This is a genomic window from Actinacidiphila guanduensis, assembly GCF_900103985.1.
GTDB classification, from domain to species: domain Bacteria; phylum Actinomycetota; class Actinomycetes; order Streptomycetales; family Streptomycetaceae; genus Actinacidiphila; species Actinacidiphila guanduensis.
In genome coordinates this window covers 46,538-64,432 of sequence record NZ_FNIE01000027.1, presented here as the reverse complement: position 1 = coordinate 64,432, position 17,895 = coordinate 46,538, and the positions used below count along the sequence as shown (strand labels likewise).

Sequence of the window (17,895 nt, the reverse complement as noted above, 5' to 3'; positions counted from 1 at the left end):
GCGCTCGGCAGCTGTGGCGCGACGCCGCGACGTCGAGGCGTCCTGCATCACGCACCGCGATCACCCAACTGCCCGCGTTCACCGGGTCTGACAAGGAGTTCACCGTCATGGAAGCTCTGGGGCGTCTCATCGCCCGAAATCATCGACGTGTTCTGGTGGTGGCCCTGCTCGGGTTCCTCGCCCTGTCGGTCTACGGCATCACCGCGTTCGGAAAGCTCAGCTCGGGTGGTCAGGTCGACCCGAAGGCCCCGTCGACACAGGCCGAGCAACTCGTCGACGATCACTTCGGCGGAACGCAGGGGCTCGTCGTCCTCGTCACCGCGAAGGCCGGCACCGTCGACAGCCCCGCCGTTCAGGCGGTGGGCGCGAAGATCGCCGCCACCCTGCACGGACAGCCGTGGGTCGACAATGTGACGTCCTACTTCACCACCCACGCGCCCGGTCTGCGCAGCACCGACCAGCGCTCGGCCCTGGTCCTGGCGCACGTCCAGGACGAGGACGGGCACAAGAGCGGCGTCGACACGCTGCTCAAGGACCTGAAGGCGGACGGCGGCGCTGCGGCCACCGTGCGCAGTGGCGGCCAGACCGGCGCGGACAGCGCGCTGACCACGCAGATCGGCAAGGACCTCGGCATCGTCTCGATCGTCGCCGTGCCGATCACGATCGTGCTGCTGTACTTCGTCTTCGGAGGCCTGCTCGCCTCGCTGCTGCCGCTGGGCGTCGCCGCCATCGCGATCATGGGCACCTTCGCCGAGCTGCGCCTGCTGGCCGGCTTCGTCTCGGTCAGCACCTACGCCATCGACCTGAACATCGCCCTCGGACTCGGGCTGGCCGTCGACTACGGCCTGCTCATCGTCAACCGGTACCGCGAAGAAGTCGCCCACGGACACGCCACCGAGGACGCCCTCGCCCGCACCGCGACATCGGCCGGCCGCACGGTGCTGTTCTCCGCCGTCACCGTCGCGCTCGCGCTGACCGCGCTGCTGGTCTTCCCCGTCTACTTCCTCAAGTCCTTCGCCTACGCCGGGATCGCCGTCGTCTTCTTCGCCGCCGTCGGCGCACTCCTGGTCCTGCCCGCTCTCCTGGCCGCGATGGGCGCCCGCGTCGCCAGGCGCCGGCGCAGCTTCCGACGCCCCCGCCCCGCACGCGCTGCGGACCCGGGCGCCCCCGCCGTAGTCGGCAGCCGCGGATGGACACGCGTCACCACCGCCGTCACCCACCGCCCCCTGGCCTTCGCCGCCCCGATCCTGCTGGCCCTTGTGGTGATCGGACTGCCCCTGCTCAACGTCCACTTCAGCACCCCCGACGACCGCGCCCTGCCGACCTCCGCAGCCGCCCACCAGGTCGGTGACGCCCTGCGCGACCGGTTCGCCGGCAACGGCAACAGCGCACTGACAGCGGTCACCGCGAAACCCGCGGGATCCCCGGCCGCACCCACCCCCGCACAGACCCGGGAATGGGCGCAGTACACCGCGCGGCTGTCACGCCTGCCCGGAGCCGAACAGGTACAGGGCCCCGGCGGCACCTACCGCAACGGCCGGCCCGTGCACGAGACCGGCCCCGCCCTGTCCTGGTACCACGACGGCTACGTCACCTGGACCGTCGACAACACCCTCGACGCCACCAGCGGCCAGGCCGCCGACCTCGTCCACGACATCCGCGACACACCCACGCCCGCCCACACCTCCGTACTGGTCGGCGGACGGGCAGCCGACCTCGTCGACCAGAAGCACTCCATCGGCAGCGGCCTGCCCTGGGCCGCCGCCATCATGGTGATCGCCAGCTTCGTCATGCTCTTCCTGTTCACCGGCAGCATCTGGATCCCGGTCAAGGCCCTCGTCCTCAACGCCCTCACCCTGTTCACGATCACAGGCGCCATGATCTGGGTGTTCCAGGGCGGCCACCTCTCCGGGCTCCTCAACTTCACCCCCACCGCCACCTCCACCACGATCCCGCCCCTGCTCGTCGTCATCGCCTTCGCGCTGATGATGGACTACGAGGTCTTCCTCATCAGCCGCATCAAGGAACTGCACGAGCGCGGCCTGGCCAACCGGGAAGCGATCGTGCAGGGCATGGCACGAGCCGGCACCATCGTCACCACCGCCGCGGCCCTGCTCTCGGTCACCTTCTTCGCCTTCGGCCTGTCCAGGATCAGCTTCCTGCAGTTCTTCGGCATCGGCACCGGCCTGGCCGTCCTCCTCGACGCCTTCGTCGTCCGCGGAATCCTCGTCCCGGCCGCCATGAAACTCGCCGGCGAACGCATCTGGTGGGCCCCCGCCCCCCTGCGCCGCCTCTACGACCGCTTCGGCCTACGGGAGGAGGACGACACCGAGACCCGGACGCCTGTCTCGGTCTGACATCGCGGTGGCCGGAGGGCGGCGTGCGACACCATGCGTGCCCTCCGGCCGTCCGCGGTGCGGGTACCGGGTCAATGCCTCGGTGCCAGACGACAGCCAGGCCGCTTGGATGTCCCCATGGAGTCATGTGAGATTATCTGTCGCGGTCATGGCCATCTTGATGTCGCAGTGGACATCGAGAGTGATGTCATGATTCACAACGTCGATGGCGGACATGGCTGTAGGTGAGAGTCAGGCGTCTTGGCCCTGCTCGTCCCCGGATCACGCGAGCCAACACTCGCCAGGAACTGTCAGGTGGCGAGGACTCCACGGGCGCACCGCGCCGCCGAAACGGGGGTTACGGGTGTTAACTTCCTTGCTGTATAACCGACCTCGGCGTCCGCGCCTCCGACCGCATGGTGGGTTCGAATGGCTGTGTGCCGTGCGTGGCGGCGATGTCATGGTCGCTGACCCAGCGTCGAAACGAGGACAGATGGATGAGACGACGCAGCAGGGCGGGAACGTGCAGGAAGTGAGTGCCGGTGTCTCAGCTCTCCGGTTGCCTGCTGTCACACGTGGAAACCCGGACACCTTGCGGGAGCATCGGTGAGCGGGCGGGCTGCGGCTCCCATGGCATCGGGCGGCGCTCCCCGGCTGTCAGGGCGTGGCAATCTGTGGGTGGTGCACCCGGACGACTGGGCCCCCGAGTCACTCCTCGACACCTCGGAGCGCCTTGCGACCGGTGATCCCGGCACGGCCACCGTACTCGTTGCGACACTGCCGGCAGAGCTGGAGGAGTTGGCTGAGCTGCTGGCGCCGGCCATGCGCCGTTCGCAGAAAGCTGGGGTCAGGCTTCTGCGGCTGGTGATGTCAGGGGCGGGCACCGAGATGTCCGAACAGCCTTCCTTTGCCCGGCAACTGTGCGATCTGTGGTCGCTGGACGTACTCGCCCCGGACGGCCGTGCCGTCGTGGTGCCGGGAGGAACGCTGTTCGCTTCGTGCGGCAGCGCCATCGACGGCGGCTGGTGGCACTTCTCTCCCGGCCTGACTCCGCGGCGTATCGGTATGCGCTACCCGGAGCCCCGTTGGCAACGTGCCGTTGAGCGCGTCAACCGGGAGGTGGCCGCCGGGCACGACGTGGAACACATACCCGCCGGGCTGCTGGTGCGCGCGATCGGCCGGGAAGCCGAGGAGGCCGCGGCGGCGGCTCTCGCCGTTCCGATGGACCCCGACCGGCTTGTGCTCCTCGTCGACTCGGAAGGCGCCGACCCCGTCACCCCGGACGCCCTCGCCGATGTGGTCGCGGCGCTTCCCGCGCAAGTGCGTGCCGCGGTCCGCATCGCTGCTGCCGACGGAGCGGAGCTGCTCGCCCTCGGCCACCAGGTGGCGGATCTTCTGGACCTCCCCATCGAGATCGTCAACGGTCTTCCTGCGGTCCTGACCGATGCGGGCCCGTACGCCGAGCCTCGGATCGTGCTCCTTGACGAGAGGGGCGAGCCGACCTGGCAGCCATATGCCGAAACTCTGGCCTGCCTCCCGGGATCGGACGGCGCACCGGCCTCCACCCGGATCGTTGCTTGGCGACCGCCGGCCACCGGGTTGTCCGAGGGACCCGAGCCCGGTTCACTGCTCCTTGGTGACGAATGGCAGGTGCGCGTGACGGCAGCCGGCTTGTGGGTCGGCCCGCTCGGGGGATCGCCGGCGGCAGTGGACGGCCGTCCGCGTGACGCAGAAATGATGTCCTTGGAACTCGGCATGCCCGGCCAGTGGCTCAGTCCTTCGATGTGGCCCTCACTCGAGCGGTTGTTGTCGGAACTGGACGACGACGTACGCAACCGCACGGTTATGCGTCTGCACGGCAGTTGTGGCGCCGAGGGGCTACGGCGGTTGCGTCGGCTGGCCATCCGGCACGGCCTTGCGATCGCGCCGGGCGATCGGTCCTCGGTCGCGGAGACGCGGGCCCCTGAGACACCCGTTCACACAATCCTCTCCCCGGAGCCGGCCCCGGCACGTGCGTCTCTTGCCGCCAAGAGCCGGGACATGACGTCCGCGGACGACTTCGCCCCTCCTGCGCCGCGGGTGACCGTGAGCAGTCTCCCGTCCGCCTTGATGGAGCCTGCGCCGGCGGCCGCACCGGAACGGGACGATGCCGTGACGGCCTCGACGACCACCCCCTCAGCCGGGCTTGCTGTGCACGTCGGCCGGCCAGGCGAGTTGCCGACCGGCAGGGACCGGCAAGCGGAGATCGATCTTGTGCGTCGGTTGGCCACCGAGGCCATGCGAACGCATGGCGAGGAAGCGGGGCGTATCCTCATGGCCTCGTCCTCGCCCGGAGGAGATGCCCCTCCGCACGCTGTTCAGGAAGATCTGGCACTGACGCTGGCGTATGCCGACTCGGTGGCCACTTCGCTGGGCCGATTCGCAGGTGTACTCAGTGGAGCAGCGCGGGGGAGGGAGGCGTTACTCGCTCGACTTGACGCCGGGCTGCACCGGCTCCCGGTGTTCCGCGGCGTGGTTGTGCACGGGGCACCGGACACATGGGACGTCCATCGCATCATCCCTGGCATGCGCATGCTGTGCGAGGGCCCGGTCGCTGCTGTGCCGTGGGAAGGCGAACCGCTGGACATGCCCGCGGTCCGCTGCATGGTGTGGTCGGAGACGGGCCGTCGGCCCGACATGCCGCGCACGACCGGCCAGAAAGCCGGCGTCGTGATACTGCTCGCCGGGACCCGGCTGCAGGTGCTGGCAGTCGAAAAGGACGAAGACGGGTGGTGCGTCCATCTCCGGGAGATCGCGGCCGATACGACGACACCCACTGGCACGACGGACGGTTCGGACAGCCAGATCCTGAGCCGTCTGCGGGAACTCGTCAGGTCGGCTCCAGCACGGGTGGCACCGAGATCACCGTGGCCACCTGGCTGCTCAGGATCACTGTCGATAGTCGATCGCTGATCCCGCGCCCCTTGCTTCCCTTGCTGCCGCAGTGCCGGCAGCAAGGGAGATCCCACCCCGAACGCCTTGGAGGAGAATCGCATGGCAACGGAACGCATGGCCCAGGGAGCGGCACCTCCGGTCGCGGGCGCGTCGGCATTGTCGCGGATACAACGAGCGCTGGTGATGCCCGACGCCGCACCTGAGCCGGATGTCCCGGTGATGTTTCGTGGCGCTTCGTCGGCCGCCCGGACATCCAGCCGCATACGGACTCCGGTTCCCTTCGCGGCAGTCGGCGAGCAGCGCAGGTCCCCTCGTGCCGCGGTGCCAGATGCTGCCCCCGACCGGTCCATCTCCCGTCGTCCGGCCGTGGGATCCCTCAGCGGGACGACAGCCGGCAACGGCGAGTCGGCGCAGGCCGGTCCGGCGGCATCTGCCGGCGCGAGAGGTGTGCACCGTCCGCTCATGGCTGCGGCGGCGTTCGCGGGAGCGGTTCTGCTGACGGTCCCGTTCGCGACTGTGCATCGTCATCACCGCTCGGTTGTCAACGGCGACGCCATGGGAACCGCGATGCCGATCGCTTCCCTCGCTCCGAGCGAGGAGGACCAGCAACTGCAGTCGCAGGACGGTGGCACGTCGCCGAGCATCGGTGGGCGAATTGCCGAGCCTCGGACGCAGCCGCAGACGGCTCCGAGTCTTCCGGCGGCGCAGCCCGCAGCGCCCAGCGGCAACAACGCCCTTCCGCCGGAGAGCACCGCTCCGGCGCACGGAGTTCCTGCTTCCGGGACGCCGGCTCCCGGCCACCAGGACCAGGGGGAGCCGGAGCCGGACGCCGGGCAGGCTTTGGACAAACCCACGGTACGCTCTCCCGCTGGCAGTTCGGCGAATCCTCGCCGCGCGGCCGACGGCAACGGCGCAACCCTCGCGCCCCTGTCCGCGCACGCTCCCATGCTGCCGGGCCTTGCGGCGTCCCGAGCGCCGAAGACACCGGTGAACGAGACGCCCGCCCATCGCACCGTCGCCGTCCAACCCCGCGTGGCAGCGGCCAAGTCGGCCGCGGCGGCGCACGTGGCGCCGGTGCACGCACCGCTTTCGCACACCGCGGACAACTCCGCGCACAGCAGGCAGACGGTCCACGCCGACCAGGCGGAGGCTCCTGCCAAGCAGGCTGCTCGCGCGGCCGCGACCCCGGCTGTTCCAGCTGCGGCCCATGAGGTTCCGGCGCCCACGCATGCCGCCGCGCGGCTGGCTGCCGACCGGACCGGGGCGCGGGCGGATACTCCGGCGACCCCTGCTGCCGCGCCGGCGACCACGCCCGGTTGGAGCACAAAGGTGATCACGTCGACCTATGTGATCAAGCAGGGCGAGTTCGTAGCCTCGAACCGCATGAGGATTTCCATGCTCACCGACGGGAACCTTGTCATCTCCGACGAGAACGGGGTGGTGCGCTGGTCTTCGCACACCGAAGGCCGCGGTTTTGAAGCCGTGTTCCAGGCTGACGGACATTTCGTCGTCTACACCCGGGACATGCAACCGGTGTGGCAATCCGGGACGGCAGGCAATCCGGGCGCCCAACTGGTCATTCAGGACGATGGCAACGTAGTCATCACCTCCACGTCCGGCGCGACGCTCTGGTCTGCCGGCACGCAACACTGACAGGTCCGTAACTCCGGGGCGGGCGGTTCCGCAGGAGCGGCCCGCCCCGGCAGAAGTGAGTGGTAGTGCAAGATGCGGTTGGAAGCGGATGGCACCGATGGACAGTGGTGGCGGTTCCGCAGCGAGCCCGGTGATCCGGAATATTCGCGTGATGAGCGGCACGCCCATTGGGCAGGGCAACGCGAGCAGGCTGATCCCAAGGCTCGGCAGGTCGCTGCCCCTTATCGGCGTGACGCACTTGCAGTGTCCCGGGCGTTGCACGTTCACGACACCGCATACGCGACGCGCGTCGCGCGAGATCTGGTGCGACGGGTCGAGCGGGAGCACGACGCGAGCCACCCCTATGCGCTGCGGGCCAGGGAACTGTACGCGCATGCCTTGATGGAGCACGGTGATCCGGCTGCGGCGGCCGAGGAGTACATGGCTGTGGCGCAGGTGTGGGGCGACGAAGAGTACTGGGAGAACCTCTGCAGGGCCTGCGACTGCTGGGGCCGTGTGGTGGACCTGGCGCTGGCCGAGGAGATGGCGCGGCCGCTGCTACGGCTTCTGCGGGCAGGTGGCGGCGCCGAAGGAGACAAGCTGCGCCGGTTTGTCCGCGCACGGCTGCACGCGTTGTCGGCAGGGAAACGGGCCGAACGTGAGGTGGCCGGCAGGTTCGACCGTATTGGCGCGGCTGTTCCGGAGGCTCGGCCCCGTGTGTCCGGCCCCGATGATCGTCCACTTGAATCGCGGCTCAAGTGATGGTCGGAAAAGGCGGAAAGGCGAAATCATGAACCAGAAATCCCTGAATGTCGATTTCGAGGACCGATCGCGGATGATTCGCGCGGTGCCTTGCCCGCTCGAAGACCCCAGGAGGACCGGCGCACGGGCGCGGGTGGCGATTTCCTCCGACGACGCCCTGGTGAACGCCGGAGTGGCAGCGATTCTGGGTTCGGCGGCGGGTTACGTCGTCGTTCCGGCAGACGCCGGGTCACTGGACGTTCTCGTAGTGGACGTTACCGCGAGCAAGCTGCTCGAAAAGCTGCACAAGCTGGCACTTCGGCACCGAGGGGTCCGGTTCGTCGTGCTCACTGATGCGCCGTGCGATGTCGACCTGTTCACAGCCGTTGACTACGGAATGGCGGCGGTCGTGCCACGGGACCGAATCGACGTCGGCCGGCTGCGCGAAGCACTCGCGGCGGTCGTTCGCGGTGGCGCGTACCTGGCGTCGGAACAGCAGGAGCGGCTGCATGAACAGATCCGTTATGTGCAGCGCGAGGTGCTGCAGCCGCGCGGTTTGACCGCCCATGGCTTGGACAGTCGGGAGGTCGACGTGCTGCGGTTGCTGGCGCGGGGCCTGGCGCTGCGGGAGATCGGTGAGCAATTGTCGTATTCCGAGCGGACCATCAAGAACATCTTGCACGACATGATGACGCGGCTGAGGTTCCGCAACCGGGTGCACGCGGTCGCCTACGCGATACGCGCCGGACTCATATGACATGCGGGCGGGGGCTGATGGGGCAGCAAGCCGGGGAGCAGAAGGGCAGACCTGTGCGGTGGGGCCGCTCCGGCCTGCCGTGGCGGCAGCCGCCGGACGTGACCTGCCCTCGACCTGCGAGAGGATCGACCGGGGTGGCGTCGTGGCTTCTGTGTCGGCACCGGGATCGTCGGATGGATCGAAGGGGTTCGGTGTGAGCGGGCTGTTCCTGGTGGCTCCTGGCGAGCGAGGCGCGTTCGACACCATCGGACAGGCCTTGGAGCGGGCGCACAGCGGCGCGGTGATCACCGTGCGTCCCGGCCGCTACGAGGAGAACCTCGTGATCTCCAAAGTCGTCACGATCACCGCCGAGGAGGGCCGCGGCAGCGTTCGGGTGACGCCCCGGCGCGGCAGCGTCCTGCGGTTGCTCACCGAAGCGGTCAAGGTCAACGGACTGCTGCTGCAAGGTGCTGACGAAAACCTCCCCGCCGTCGACGTCCCGCGCGGGCAGGCCGCGCTCGAGGACTGTGAGATCACGGCGTCCTCCTGGGCGGCCGTCTTCTCCCGTGAGCAGGGTTCGCTGGCGATGCGGGACTGCCGGGTCAGCAATCCTGCGGGCGCGGGCATCGTGGATGCCTCGCGGGTCGGCAGTGTTGTCGAGAGTTGCGTGATCGAGCATTTGGGCACCTCGGCAGTGGTGATCAGCGAGCGGGCGGATCCCGTGGTGCGCGATTGCACATTGCGGGACGCTCGCGGTAACGGCGTGTGTGTCAACGCTCAAGGACGCGGGACCATACAGGACTGCGACATCTCGCACACCGACAAGCCCGCGATCGCCCTTGAGGATGAGGCCGCCACCACCATCAGCGGGACCGCCGTGCACGACGCGGAGGCAGGGCTGTTCGTCTCGAGTACCGCACGCACGGTGCTTGAAGACTGCACCTTCCATGGAATGTCCGGGTACGGGATAGTGCTGGACAACGGCACCGACCCGGTGGTGCGCCGGTGCCGGGTGGACACATCGGGTGGCCACGGCGTCCACGTCAAAACGCGCTCGCGCGGCACCTTCGAGGATTGCGAGATTTCGAGGGCATCTGACGCAGGCGTGTGGGTGGGCGGCGGGTCAAGCCCGGTATTCACAGGAACGGTGGTCCGCAACTGCCCCGGCATCGGGGTGCTGGTGGACGAGGAGAGCGCCGCGGAGTTCACCCGGCTGGAGATCCGGTCCACCGAAGGCCCCGGGCTGAGTGTGCGGGCAGGAGCGAACCCGTTGGTGCGGTTCGCCGAGATCGAGAAGACCGGTGGGCACGGACTGGAGGTCACCAGCGGCGGACGCGGGCGGGTCGAGGAGTCCGTGATGGCCCACTGCGCCTTGGCGTCGATAAGGATCGTCGACGGAGGGCGTCCGCACATCGGCCGGACCACGGTCCGTGACACTGCCGGACATGCCCCAGGTGTTTCGGTGGGACATGAGGGCCTGGGAACGTTCCGGGACAGCGACATCCTCGGAGCCGGGGCCGACGGCATCCTGGTCGAGGACGGCGGCGAACTGAACCTGTCGCGCAGCCGGGTGCGGTCCTCGCGCGGCCATGGCCTGCACGTCTCCGCCGGGGGGCGAGCCGTCGTCAGCAGTTGCGAGTTGACCGGCAACGGGGGAGACGGTATCCGCGTGGACTCGACGGAGGTCGTGTCGGTCACCGGCACCACGGTCCGGGACAACACCGGTTCCGGGCTGCGGCAGACACAACCAGGTGAACGGCTGTCCGCGGAGGACCTGGAGAGCCACGGCAACGGCCTTCGCGATGCCTATGGAGAGGCGGTTGCCGGGACGGTGCCGGGGAACCTGCTGGCCGGCCCGGTTGACGAGGCTGCGGATCAGGCAAAAGGGCCGCTGGCCGAACTCCGGGCGCTGGTCGGACTCGAAGGAGTCAAAGAGCAGGTGACACGCCAGGTCAATCTCGACAAGCTCGCTCGCCGCCGTGCGCAGATGGGTATGCCGGTGCTGTCGATGGGACGCCACCTGATCTTCGCCGGCCCCCCAGGTACCGGCAAGACGACGGTGGCACGGCTGTACGGGCGGATCCTGGCGGATCTGGGGGCATTGCCGCGCGGCCACCTGGTGGAAGTGGCGCGCGCCGAGCTGGTGGCACAGATCGTCGGAGGCACGGCGATCAAGACCACCGAGGTCTTCAACTCGGCATTGGGCGGCGTCTTGTTCATCGACGAGGCGTACACCCTCACCGGGGAGAAGGGCTCAGGTCCGGACTTCGGGCGGGAGGCGGTCGACACTCTCGTCAAGTTGATGGAGGACCACCGGGACGAGATCGTGGTGATCGTGGCCGGGTACTCGGAGGAGATGCGCCAGTTCCTGCGGACCAACGCCGGCCTGGCGTCGCGGTTCAGCCGCACGATCGAGTTCGAGAACTACTCCTCGCCAGAACTGGTCCAGATCGTCTCGAACATGGCCGCCGCGCACCAGTACGAGCTGGCGGAGGGCACGGTGGCCGCGCTCACCCGTCACTTCGACCGGATGCAGCGGGACGCCGCCTTCGGCAACGGGCGTGCAGCCAGGAAGACCTTCGAAGAGATGATCGACCGGCAGGCATCCCGGCTTTCGGAGCTGCAAGAGGTCGGGTCGAAGGACCTGATGCGCCTGCTTCCGGCGGATCTCGGGGAGCAGGAGGACGAGTCCCAGGCTCCGGGCGCGCGATTGGAGGCGCTGCTGTCGGAACTGCGCCGGATGACGGGCCTCCCCGAGGTCAAGACGCAGGTGGAGAACCTGGTCAACCTGCTGGCCGCGGCACGCCGCAGGGAGGCGGCGGGACTGCCCGTTCCGGCGATCAGCCACCACCTCGTCTTCGCCGGCCCGCCGGGAACCGGCAAGACCACAGTGGCCCGGGTCTATGGCGAACTGCTCGCCGCGCTGGGCGTGTTGTCGCGTGGGCAGCTTGTTGAGGTCGCCCGTGCCGACTTGGTCGGCCGGTACATCGGGCATACCGCGCAGTTGACCAAGGACGCATTCGAGCGGTCACGCGGTGGGGTCCTCTTCATCGACGAGGCGTACACGCTCACGCCGCGAGGCGCCAACGGGGACTTCGGCCAGGAGGCCGTGGACACATTGCTGAAGCTGATGGAGGACCATCGCGACGAGTGTGTGGTGATCGTCGCCGGCTACTCCGACGAGATGGAGGGCTTCCTCGCGTCCAACCCGGGCCTGGCCTCCCGCTTCCCCCGGCAGATCAATTTCGCGGACTACACGCCGGCCGAGTTGCTGGAGATCATCACGGCGAACGCGACCACCAGCGGTTACGAACTGCCCGAAGACACCAGGGAAGCGTTGCTCAAGCACTTCACCTCGGTGCCGCGCGGGCGCAGCTTCGGTAATGCCCGCTACGCCCGGCAGCTCCTGGAGTCGATGATGACAGAGCAGGCCGGACGGCTGAACCGGATGAGCAATCCCGGCTTGGACGACCTCCGTACGCTGCGCGTCGAGGACATTCCGGCGGACCGGAGCTGAAGGCAATGAGGTACGTTCGGACCGGTCTGATCTCGGGGGCACTTGCGGCGCTGCTGACGGCAGTGCCCGCTTCGGCCGACGCTCTCCCGCCGGTTGCCCAGCAACTGACCGGGCAGCAGGCCTGCGCGCGCGCCGGGCGCGCAGCGACCGGTAGCCCGCCTTGGCAGTTGGCGGCCCTGGGCGCCGACCGCGACGCGGGACTGTCCCAAGGTGCATCTGTGACTGTCGGGTTGCTCGACACCGGGGTGCGTACCGGGACGCCACAACTCGCCGGGCGAGTCGTCGACGGTCCCCGGCTGCTTCCGGCGGCGCCCGCTGGCCAGGACTGTGTCGGCCACGGCACCTTCATCGCTTCGCTCATCAGCGGTGCGGCGGGCAAGGGATTCACCGGGCTGGCGCCCGCGACCAGGTTGTACGCCCTGGCGGTCACCGACGCGGCGGGAAATACAGCCCCTGATGTCATTGCGGCAGGCATAAACCGTGCGGTCGCGGCGGGCGCGCGCATCGTCCTCGTCTCGGTGGTGACGCCCCAGCCAGCCGCCGTACTGCGTGCTGCGGTGCAACGAGCCATCGCCGCCGGGGCGCTTGTAGTGGCCCCGGCCATGGCCGACGGTCAGACCCAGCAAGCGCCGGTGTACCCGGCTGCTTACCCCGGTGTTCTGGCTGTGGCGGCTTCGGGCAAGGACAGCACGATGCCCGCCGGGCCTGCGCAGGGCGCTCCGGTGGACTTGGTGGCGCCCGGCGACTCAGTCGTCGGACCCGGTGTCTCCGGCGGGGACTTCACGGGTACCGGCGCAAGCTATGCCGCCGCCTACGTGGCCGCAACGGCGGCGCTGATCGATTCCTATCGCGGTGCCATGTCCCCGGAAGCACTGACCCACCGTCTTGAAACGACGGCCGTCCATCCGGGCACACGGATGCCGGACCCCGGCGCGGGTTACGGCCTGGTGGACCCGTACGCGGCGATGACGACGCTGCTGCCGGAGGAAGGCGACGGCCTTGTGCCTTCGGCGACACCGCCGTTCTCGGTGAGAAAACACGCCCTGACGGTGCCGCCACCGCCCAGGACGACGTCCCAGACCGCGGGTTTGGCCGTCGGGGCCGCCGGGCTGGTGCTCGTGGCGCTCGTAGCTGTGAGCGCCGTTGTCCTCCCCCGCGGCCGCCGCCGAAACTGGCGCCCGGGAACCTGACATTGACGTCGTGAGGGGTCCTGTGCCATAGGAGAGTGACCTCACCTCCAGGCACAGGACCCTCGCCGGTTCACCGTCCGCAGGTGCCACGGCTGGTGGTGGCGTGGCCGTGTGCCGCCGACGTGGCCGGGGTGAGCCCTTGCGCGGTCATCATGCCGCGGAGAGGAGCTCGGGCTGTTCGACCCGCGCGGGCTTCTTCAGGCTCAGCGCAACGACGGCCGAGAGCAGCGCCAGGCCGGTTGCCACACACCAACCGACGTTGAAGAGATGGTGGATGTCGGAGGGCGCGGGCGCGGTGCCGATCACCGTGACCAGGACGGCGACTCCGAGGCAACCGGAAACCTGCCGTCCCGCGTTGACGATGGATGTCGCCGTGCCCGCTTGGGCGGGGGGGAGCGCGCTCACGGCTCCGCCGGTCAGTGTGGCGGATCCGAGAGCGAAACCGACTCCGGAGGCAACCATCGTGGGGAGCATGCCGAATGCGTAGTCGGGTGTGTCGTGCACGCCGAGTACGAGCCAGAGGGCTGAGGCCGCGTAGACCACGCCGCCGAGTGCTGCCACCGGCCCGAGGCCGAGCCGGCGGATGAGACCTGCGGAAACCACTGCCGCGGGTAGTACGACAAAGGGAGCCGGCGCAAGAGCGAACCCGGTCCGCAGGGCGGAGTAGTGCCACACTTGCTGGCACCACAGTGTGACGGAGAGCAGCATGATGCCGTAGGCAACGGAGAAGAGCAGGTTGGCGACGTTCGATATCGTGTACGTGCGGTTCCTCATCATCGACGGTTCGATGAGCGGCGCGGGATGCGTCCTGCAGCGCCACACGAATCCGGCACCGCTGACAGCGGCCACGACGAGCAGTGCCACGGTCTGCACGGCGCTCCAGCCCCAGTCCGGTGCCTGGACGAGGGCTCCCGTCAGCGTGGCGACGGACACGATCAGCAACAGGCTGCCTGTCATGTCGGGCGCGGCGGCGTCTTTCCTGACGCGGGTGTCGGGCAGAACGCGTCGGCCGACGAGGAAAGTGGCAATGCCGAGGGGGAGGTTGATGGCGAAGACATAGCGCCAGCTCGCCTCCACCAGGAGGCCGCCGACCAGGGGTCCGAAGACCGCCCCCATGGCCGCAAAGCCGGTCCACAACCGTGCCGCGTGCTGACGTCGCTCCGCCGGTACAGCGGCCAGCAGCAGAGCCAGCGACGCCGGAAGCTGAGCTGCTGCCCCCACTCCCTGCACCGCGCGCGCGATGATGAGGAAGGCGAGCCCGGGAGCCAGCGCGCACGCCGCCGAGGCGAGCGTGAACAGGACGGTACCCAGGAGGAATACGGACTTGCTCCCATATCTGTCGCCTTGCCGGCCGGCGACGATCAGGATGGCGGTCATTGCGATGGCATACGCGTTGAGAACCCAGGAGACGTGGGATACCGACGCATGATTGAAGTCGGAACTCAGATCCGGTACGGCTACGGTCACGACGTAGGTGTCGAGCGTCGTCATGAACACAGCGCCGACCGTCACTGCCCATGTGAGGGCGGAGGAAGCCGCCTCCCCGGGTGCAGAGGTGCGGGTTGTCACGTATGGTCTCCTGTTTTGCCGAGGGAATGGGAAGTGAAGGGAAGGGGCGTCAGCGGGCCATGGGCCTTTGACCTGGACGAAAGGAACCGCGTGATCGGGTCCGGTTCACCACGGCATGCTGGCGCTGACGGTGTGGGTCAGACCGTGGATGTCGCTTTCGTCGTAGACATGTCGAGGCGGTGTTGCGAAGGTGGCATAGGGGCGCAGGCGCACCACTACACGTTCTTCCTCGCGGGCGAGCGCGGCGACATCAGCCCGCCTGGCCTCATCGAGGGGACGCCCGGCCATGACCCCCATGATGCGGAAGAAGACGTCCGCGGCGAACTCAGGATCGTCGTCCACTGCGGCGTCGCAGTAGACATTCAGGTAGGTCGGCGGCCAGTGCTCGTCGAGCACACAGAGGGAGACTTTGGGGTTGCGCCTTACCGCCTTGGCCTTCGCGCGCGCGTTCATCGTGGAGACGAGGATCTCGTCGCCTTCGCATACATAGTAGAGCGTGGTCATCGCGGGCCCGTCGTTCTTCCGGCCGTATCCGAAGATTGCCGTCCGGTGCTGCCGGACGAAAGCGCGCCGCTCTTCAGCGTTCTTCACTGGCTGCTCCCTTGGTGAGGATCGCACGTGGGTGGGGGATCGATCGGACTGGTGGTCAGAAGCCGGTGCGCGCACGGAAAGGAGGCAGTGGCACGCGCGGCGCGTCCGGAGACATGTACGCCTTCCAGGCCGGCGCACCCATGCAGCCGCGAAGGTGGTCGAGGGTTTCTGAGACTGCCGCCTTGGCGGCGTTGAGGCGGTCCGTGAGGAGGAACACCCCGCCGTACTTCACGAAGCGCCCGCCGACCATCACGGTGTGGACATCACCGCGGCCTGCCTGGAAGACGATGTGGCCGGCCGGATTCAGGACCGGGAACATGGCGGGGGAGGTTCGGCTGTGCAGGAGGACGAGGTCGGCCTCACGCCCGACCGTGATGCTGCCCAGCCGGTCGTCGAGACCGAGGGCCGCCGCTCCACCGCGCGTGGCGTACGCGACGACATCGGCCGCGCGGAGGTGGCAGTCGATCAGGGACTCGCCATGGTCGTGGGACTCGAGGTGCTCCCGGGCCCGGGTGGCGTTCAGCGTCGCTCGCATCGCGTTGAACATGTCACCGCTCCACCAGGCACTGCTGTCCGTGGAGAGGCAGACGGGGACGCCGTGCTCGCGCAACTGCCAGGTGGGTGGGTAGCCCTGGCCGGCATTGCACTCGCTTTCACTCGCCACCGATACGTATCCGCCAGTGTCGGCGATCCGTCGGTAGGACTCCGCGGACAAGGTGGCTGCATGGACGTAGACCGAGCCCTGGAACAGGTATCCGTGGTCGGCCAGCATGGTGATGTTCTCGTCTCCCGCGACGTCGCGGACCCCGGTGTGCATGGTGACCGCGGCACCCAGGTCCCGGGCCACGTCGAAGGCTGCCTTCTCAGGGAAGGAGGCGTCGCCGCTGAGGTCGATGGCCAACTGGAGGCCCAGCCGGTCCGAGCGGCCGTCGATGCGACGTCGAACGAAGTCTCGGAATCCGGGCGCGGCCGACCATTCGGCTGGGTTCTCGTGGATGTTCCCGTAAGCGAGGAAGAATCGCCCCCCGGTCCCTTCCAAAGCGTCGACCGCGGCCTCTGCGTGGTCGAGGGTCTGCAGGTTGTGGGACCAGTCGACGCTGGTCGTCACGCCCGCGTCCAGCCCCTCCAGAGCGGCGAGCAAATTGCCGGCGTAGATGTCCTGCGGCCGGAACATGTGCGCGTAACCGGCGTAGAAGAAGCGGAGGTAGTTGGTGAGCGTCCAGTCGGCGCCGTAGCCGCGAAGGACGGTCTGCCACATGTGCCGATGAGTGTCGATCATGCCCGGCATGAGGATGCCGCCGTGCGCGTCGATGTCGAAGGCGTCGGCCGGCGCATCGAGGTGAGGCCCGATGCCGGCGACACGACCGTCGCGGACGAGGACGTCGGCGGTGTCAAGTGTGCCCAGTGAGGGATCGACCGTGACGACGGAGGCTCCTCGAAAGACGACAGGGCGACCCGGCGCGGGTGGTGCGTCCGGCTCGTTGAGATGGTTCATGGCGGCTCTCACATGAGGGGGAGGAGGGGCGAAACGGAGTGATGAATGCTCAACGCGCGCTGTGACTGCCGGTCATCAGGGCGGCGAGGTCGTCGGGGCGCAGGAAGGACGGTGGCGGCGGCGGGCCCCAGCTGAACAGCCCGCGGGCGCCTTCGAGGACCTCGGGCTTCCACATCTGGTCGTCCACGATGCAGTCCATGTCGGCGTAGTACTCACTGAAGGTGCCCGAGGGATCCTTCAGGTACCAGAAGAAGTTGGACCCCGCGTAGTGGCGCCCGAGCCCCCAGACGTGCCGTTCCGGGTGGTGCTCCAGCATGGCGAATGCGCCCCGGCCGACCTCGTCCACGTCGTCGACCTGCCAGGAGGTGTGGTGCAGGAAGACGACCGGGAAAGCCAGTACCAGGAGGTTGTGGTGCTCGGGCGAGCACCTCAAAAACGCGCCCTCGCCTTTGATGTAGTCACTTGCCTTGAAGCCGAGACCGTCACGGAAGAACGCGGTCGTGGCATCGAAGTCGGTGGTCGCGACTACGGCGTGACCGAGCTTGCGCGGACGGACAGAGGCATCCCTGAGCAGGACAGGGGCGCGTCCGGCCCGATCGGTGTGCCCGGGAAGGTTGTACGGGGTTGGCCGGACCTCCGGCTGAACCAGGCGAGGCGCGACCTCGAGGACGGCCCGGACCCCGGTGACAGCCTCCTCGGCCGTCAACTCCCGCTCGGTCAATCGGTAACGCACGCCGAGCCTGCGGAGCCTTGATGCTGCTGAACCCAGGTCGTCGGCATCGTCGACACCGATGCGGATCTCCAGAAGCCGCCTGGATGGGGCTGAAACGAGTTGCAGCTGGCGTCCGCCGTCCTGACTGGTGAACCAGTTGCCTGCCTCACGGGTCAGACCGAAGTCAGCGTAGTACTCCGTTGTCCCGGCAACGTCGGGGACACCCATGATGATCGAGATGAGCCGGTGAAGGGACATCGTGTCTCCGGGAGGGGTGAAGGGACGGGACAGGCGCCGCCGAAGAGGGCCATGGGGGTTCGCCGCCCTGATGGCATCTGGGTCCTAACGACCATGATGATTATGATGAATAACGCTTCCAGGTAACAGGGCCCTCCGTCAACCCTGCCGACCGCGTGTTGTCGCAGCGCGCGAACCGGCACTG

The 17,895-nt window shown here is 68.4% G+C and carries 11 protein-coding genes; 7 read left to right on the top strand and 4 right to left on the bottom strand.

What is annotated here, in order from left to right; translation table 11 throughout:
• Positions 1-107 precede the first annotated feature (107 nt).
• From BLR33_RS33435 to BLR33_RS33405, 7 genes are all read left to right on the top strand, one after another.
• Positions 108-2,357 (top strand): MMPL family transporter, encoded by a 2,250-nt coding sequence (locus tag BLR33_RS33435; RefSeq protein WP_093788663.1) that lies wholly within the window; start codon positions 108-110, stop codon positions 2,355-2,357.
• 660 nt (positions 2,358-3,017) lie between these two features.
• Positions 3,018-5,288 (top strand): hypothetical protein, encoded by a 2,271-nt coding sequence (locus tag BLR33_RS33430; protein ID WP_143031809.1) that lies wholly within the window; start codon positions 3,018-3,020, stop codon positions 5,286-5,288.
• A 444-nt stretch (positions 5,289-5,732) separates the two neighbouring features.
• A complete protein-coding gene (locus tag BLR33_RS33425) occupies positions 5,733-6,923 on the top strand; it encodes a hypothetical protein (RefSeq protein WP_176930761.1) in 1,191 nt (396 codons plus the stop codon).
• Positions 6,924-6,995: 72 nt separating this feature from the next.
• The gene (locus tag BLR33_RS33420; protein WP_143031808.1) at positions 6,996-7,664 is read left to right on the top strand and encodes a hypothetical protein; all 669 of its coding nucleotides are present in this window, start codon (positions 6,996-6,998) and stop codon (positions 7,662-7,664) included.
• A gap of 28 nt (positions 7,665-7,692) precedes the next feature.
• On the top strand, positions 7,693-8,400 hold the full coding sequence (locus BLR33_RS33415; protein WP_176930759.1) for a response regulator transcription factor: 708 nt from the start codon (positions 7,693-7,695) through the stop codon (positions 8,398-8,400).
• A 193-nt stretch (positions 8,401-8,593) separates the two neighbouring features.
• Positions 8,594-11,896, top strand: a complete 3,303-nt coding sequence (locus BLR33_RS33410; protein WP_093788653.1) for a right-handed parallel beta-helix repeat-containing protein — start codon at positions 8,594-8,596, stop codon at positions 11,894-11,896.
• A 218-nt stretch (positions 11,897-12,114) separates the two neighbouring features.
• On the top strand, positions 12,115-13,086 hold the full coding sequence (locus BLR33_RS33405; protein WP_176930755.1) for a S8 family serine peptidase: 972 nt from the start codon (positions 12,115-12,117) through the stop codon (positions 13,084-13,086).
• A gap of 150 nt (positions 13,087-13,236) precedes the next feature.
• Here BLR33_RS33405 and BLR33_RS33400 read toward each other — a convergent pair whose 3' ends face one another.
• From BLR33_RS33400 to BLR33_RS33385, 4 genes are all read right to left on the bottom strand, one after another.
• Entirely contained in the window at positions 13,237-14,577 is a 1,341-nt protein-coding gene (locus tag BLR33_RS33400) for an MFS transporter (protein ID WP_143031807.1), read from the bottom strand.
• Positions 14,578-14,760: 183 nt separating this feature from the next.
• Positions 14,761-15,246, bottom strand: coding sequence for a pyridoxamine 5'-phosphate oxidase family protein (locus tag BLR33_RS33395; RefSeq protein ID WP_176930751.1), 486 nt, complete (start codon positions 15,244-15,246; stop codon positions 14,761-14,763).
• A gap of 55 nt (positions 15,247-15,301) precedes the next feature.
• Positions 15,302-16,741 (bottom strand): amidohydrolase family protein, encoded by a 1,440-nt coding sequence (locus tag BLR33_RS33390; RefSeq protein ID WP_093788645.1) that lies wholly within the window; start codon positions 16,739-16,741, stop codon positions 15,302-15,304.
• Positions 16,742-16,790: 49 nt separating this feature from the next.
• On the bottom strand, positions 16,791-17,711 hold the full coding sequence (locus BLR33_RS33385) for a VOC family protein (RefSeq protein ID WP_093788643.1): 921 nt from the start codon (positions 17,709-17,711) through the stop codon (positions 16,791-16,793).
• Between the last annotated feature and the right edge of the window lie 184 nt (positions 17,712-17,895).

What these genes read in the sequence shown, in the direction of transcription:
- BLR33_RS33435 (WP_093788663.1), top strand. Translation starts at nt 108, where the DNA reads ATGGAAGCTCTGGGGCGTCTCATCGCCCGAAATCATCGACGTGTTCTG.
- BLR33_RS33425 (WP_176930761.1), top strand. Translation starts at nt 5,733, where the DNA reads ATGGCTGCGGCGGCGTTCGCGGGAGCGGTTCTGCTGACGGTCCCGTTC.
- BLR33_RS33420 (WP_143031808.1), top strand. Translation starts at nt 6,996, where the DNA reads ATGCGGTTGGAAGCGGATGGCACCGATGGACAGTGGTGGCGGTTCCGC.
- BLR33_RS33415 (WP_176930759.1), top strand. Translation starts at nt 7,693, where the DNA reads ATGAACCAGAAATCCCTGAATGTCGATTTCGAGGACCGATCGCGGATG.
- BLR33_RS33400 (WP_143031807.1), bottom strand. Translation starts at nt 14,577, where the DNA reads ATGACGACGCTCGACACCTACGTCGTGACCGTAGCCGTACCGGATCTG.
- BLR33_RS33390 (WP_093788645.1), bottom strand. Translation starts at nt 16,741, where the DNA reads ATGAACCATCTCAACGAGCCGGACGCACCACCCGCGCCGGGTCGCCCT.
- BLR33_RS33385 (WP_093788643.1), bottom strand. Translation starts at nt 17,711, where the DNA reads ATGTCCCTTCACCGGCTCATCTCGATCATCATGGGTGTCCCCGACGTT.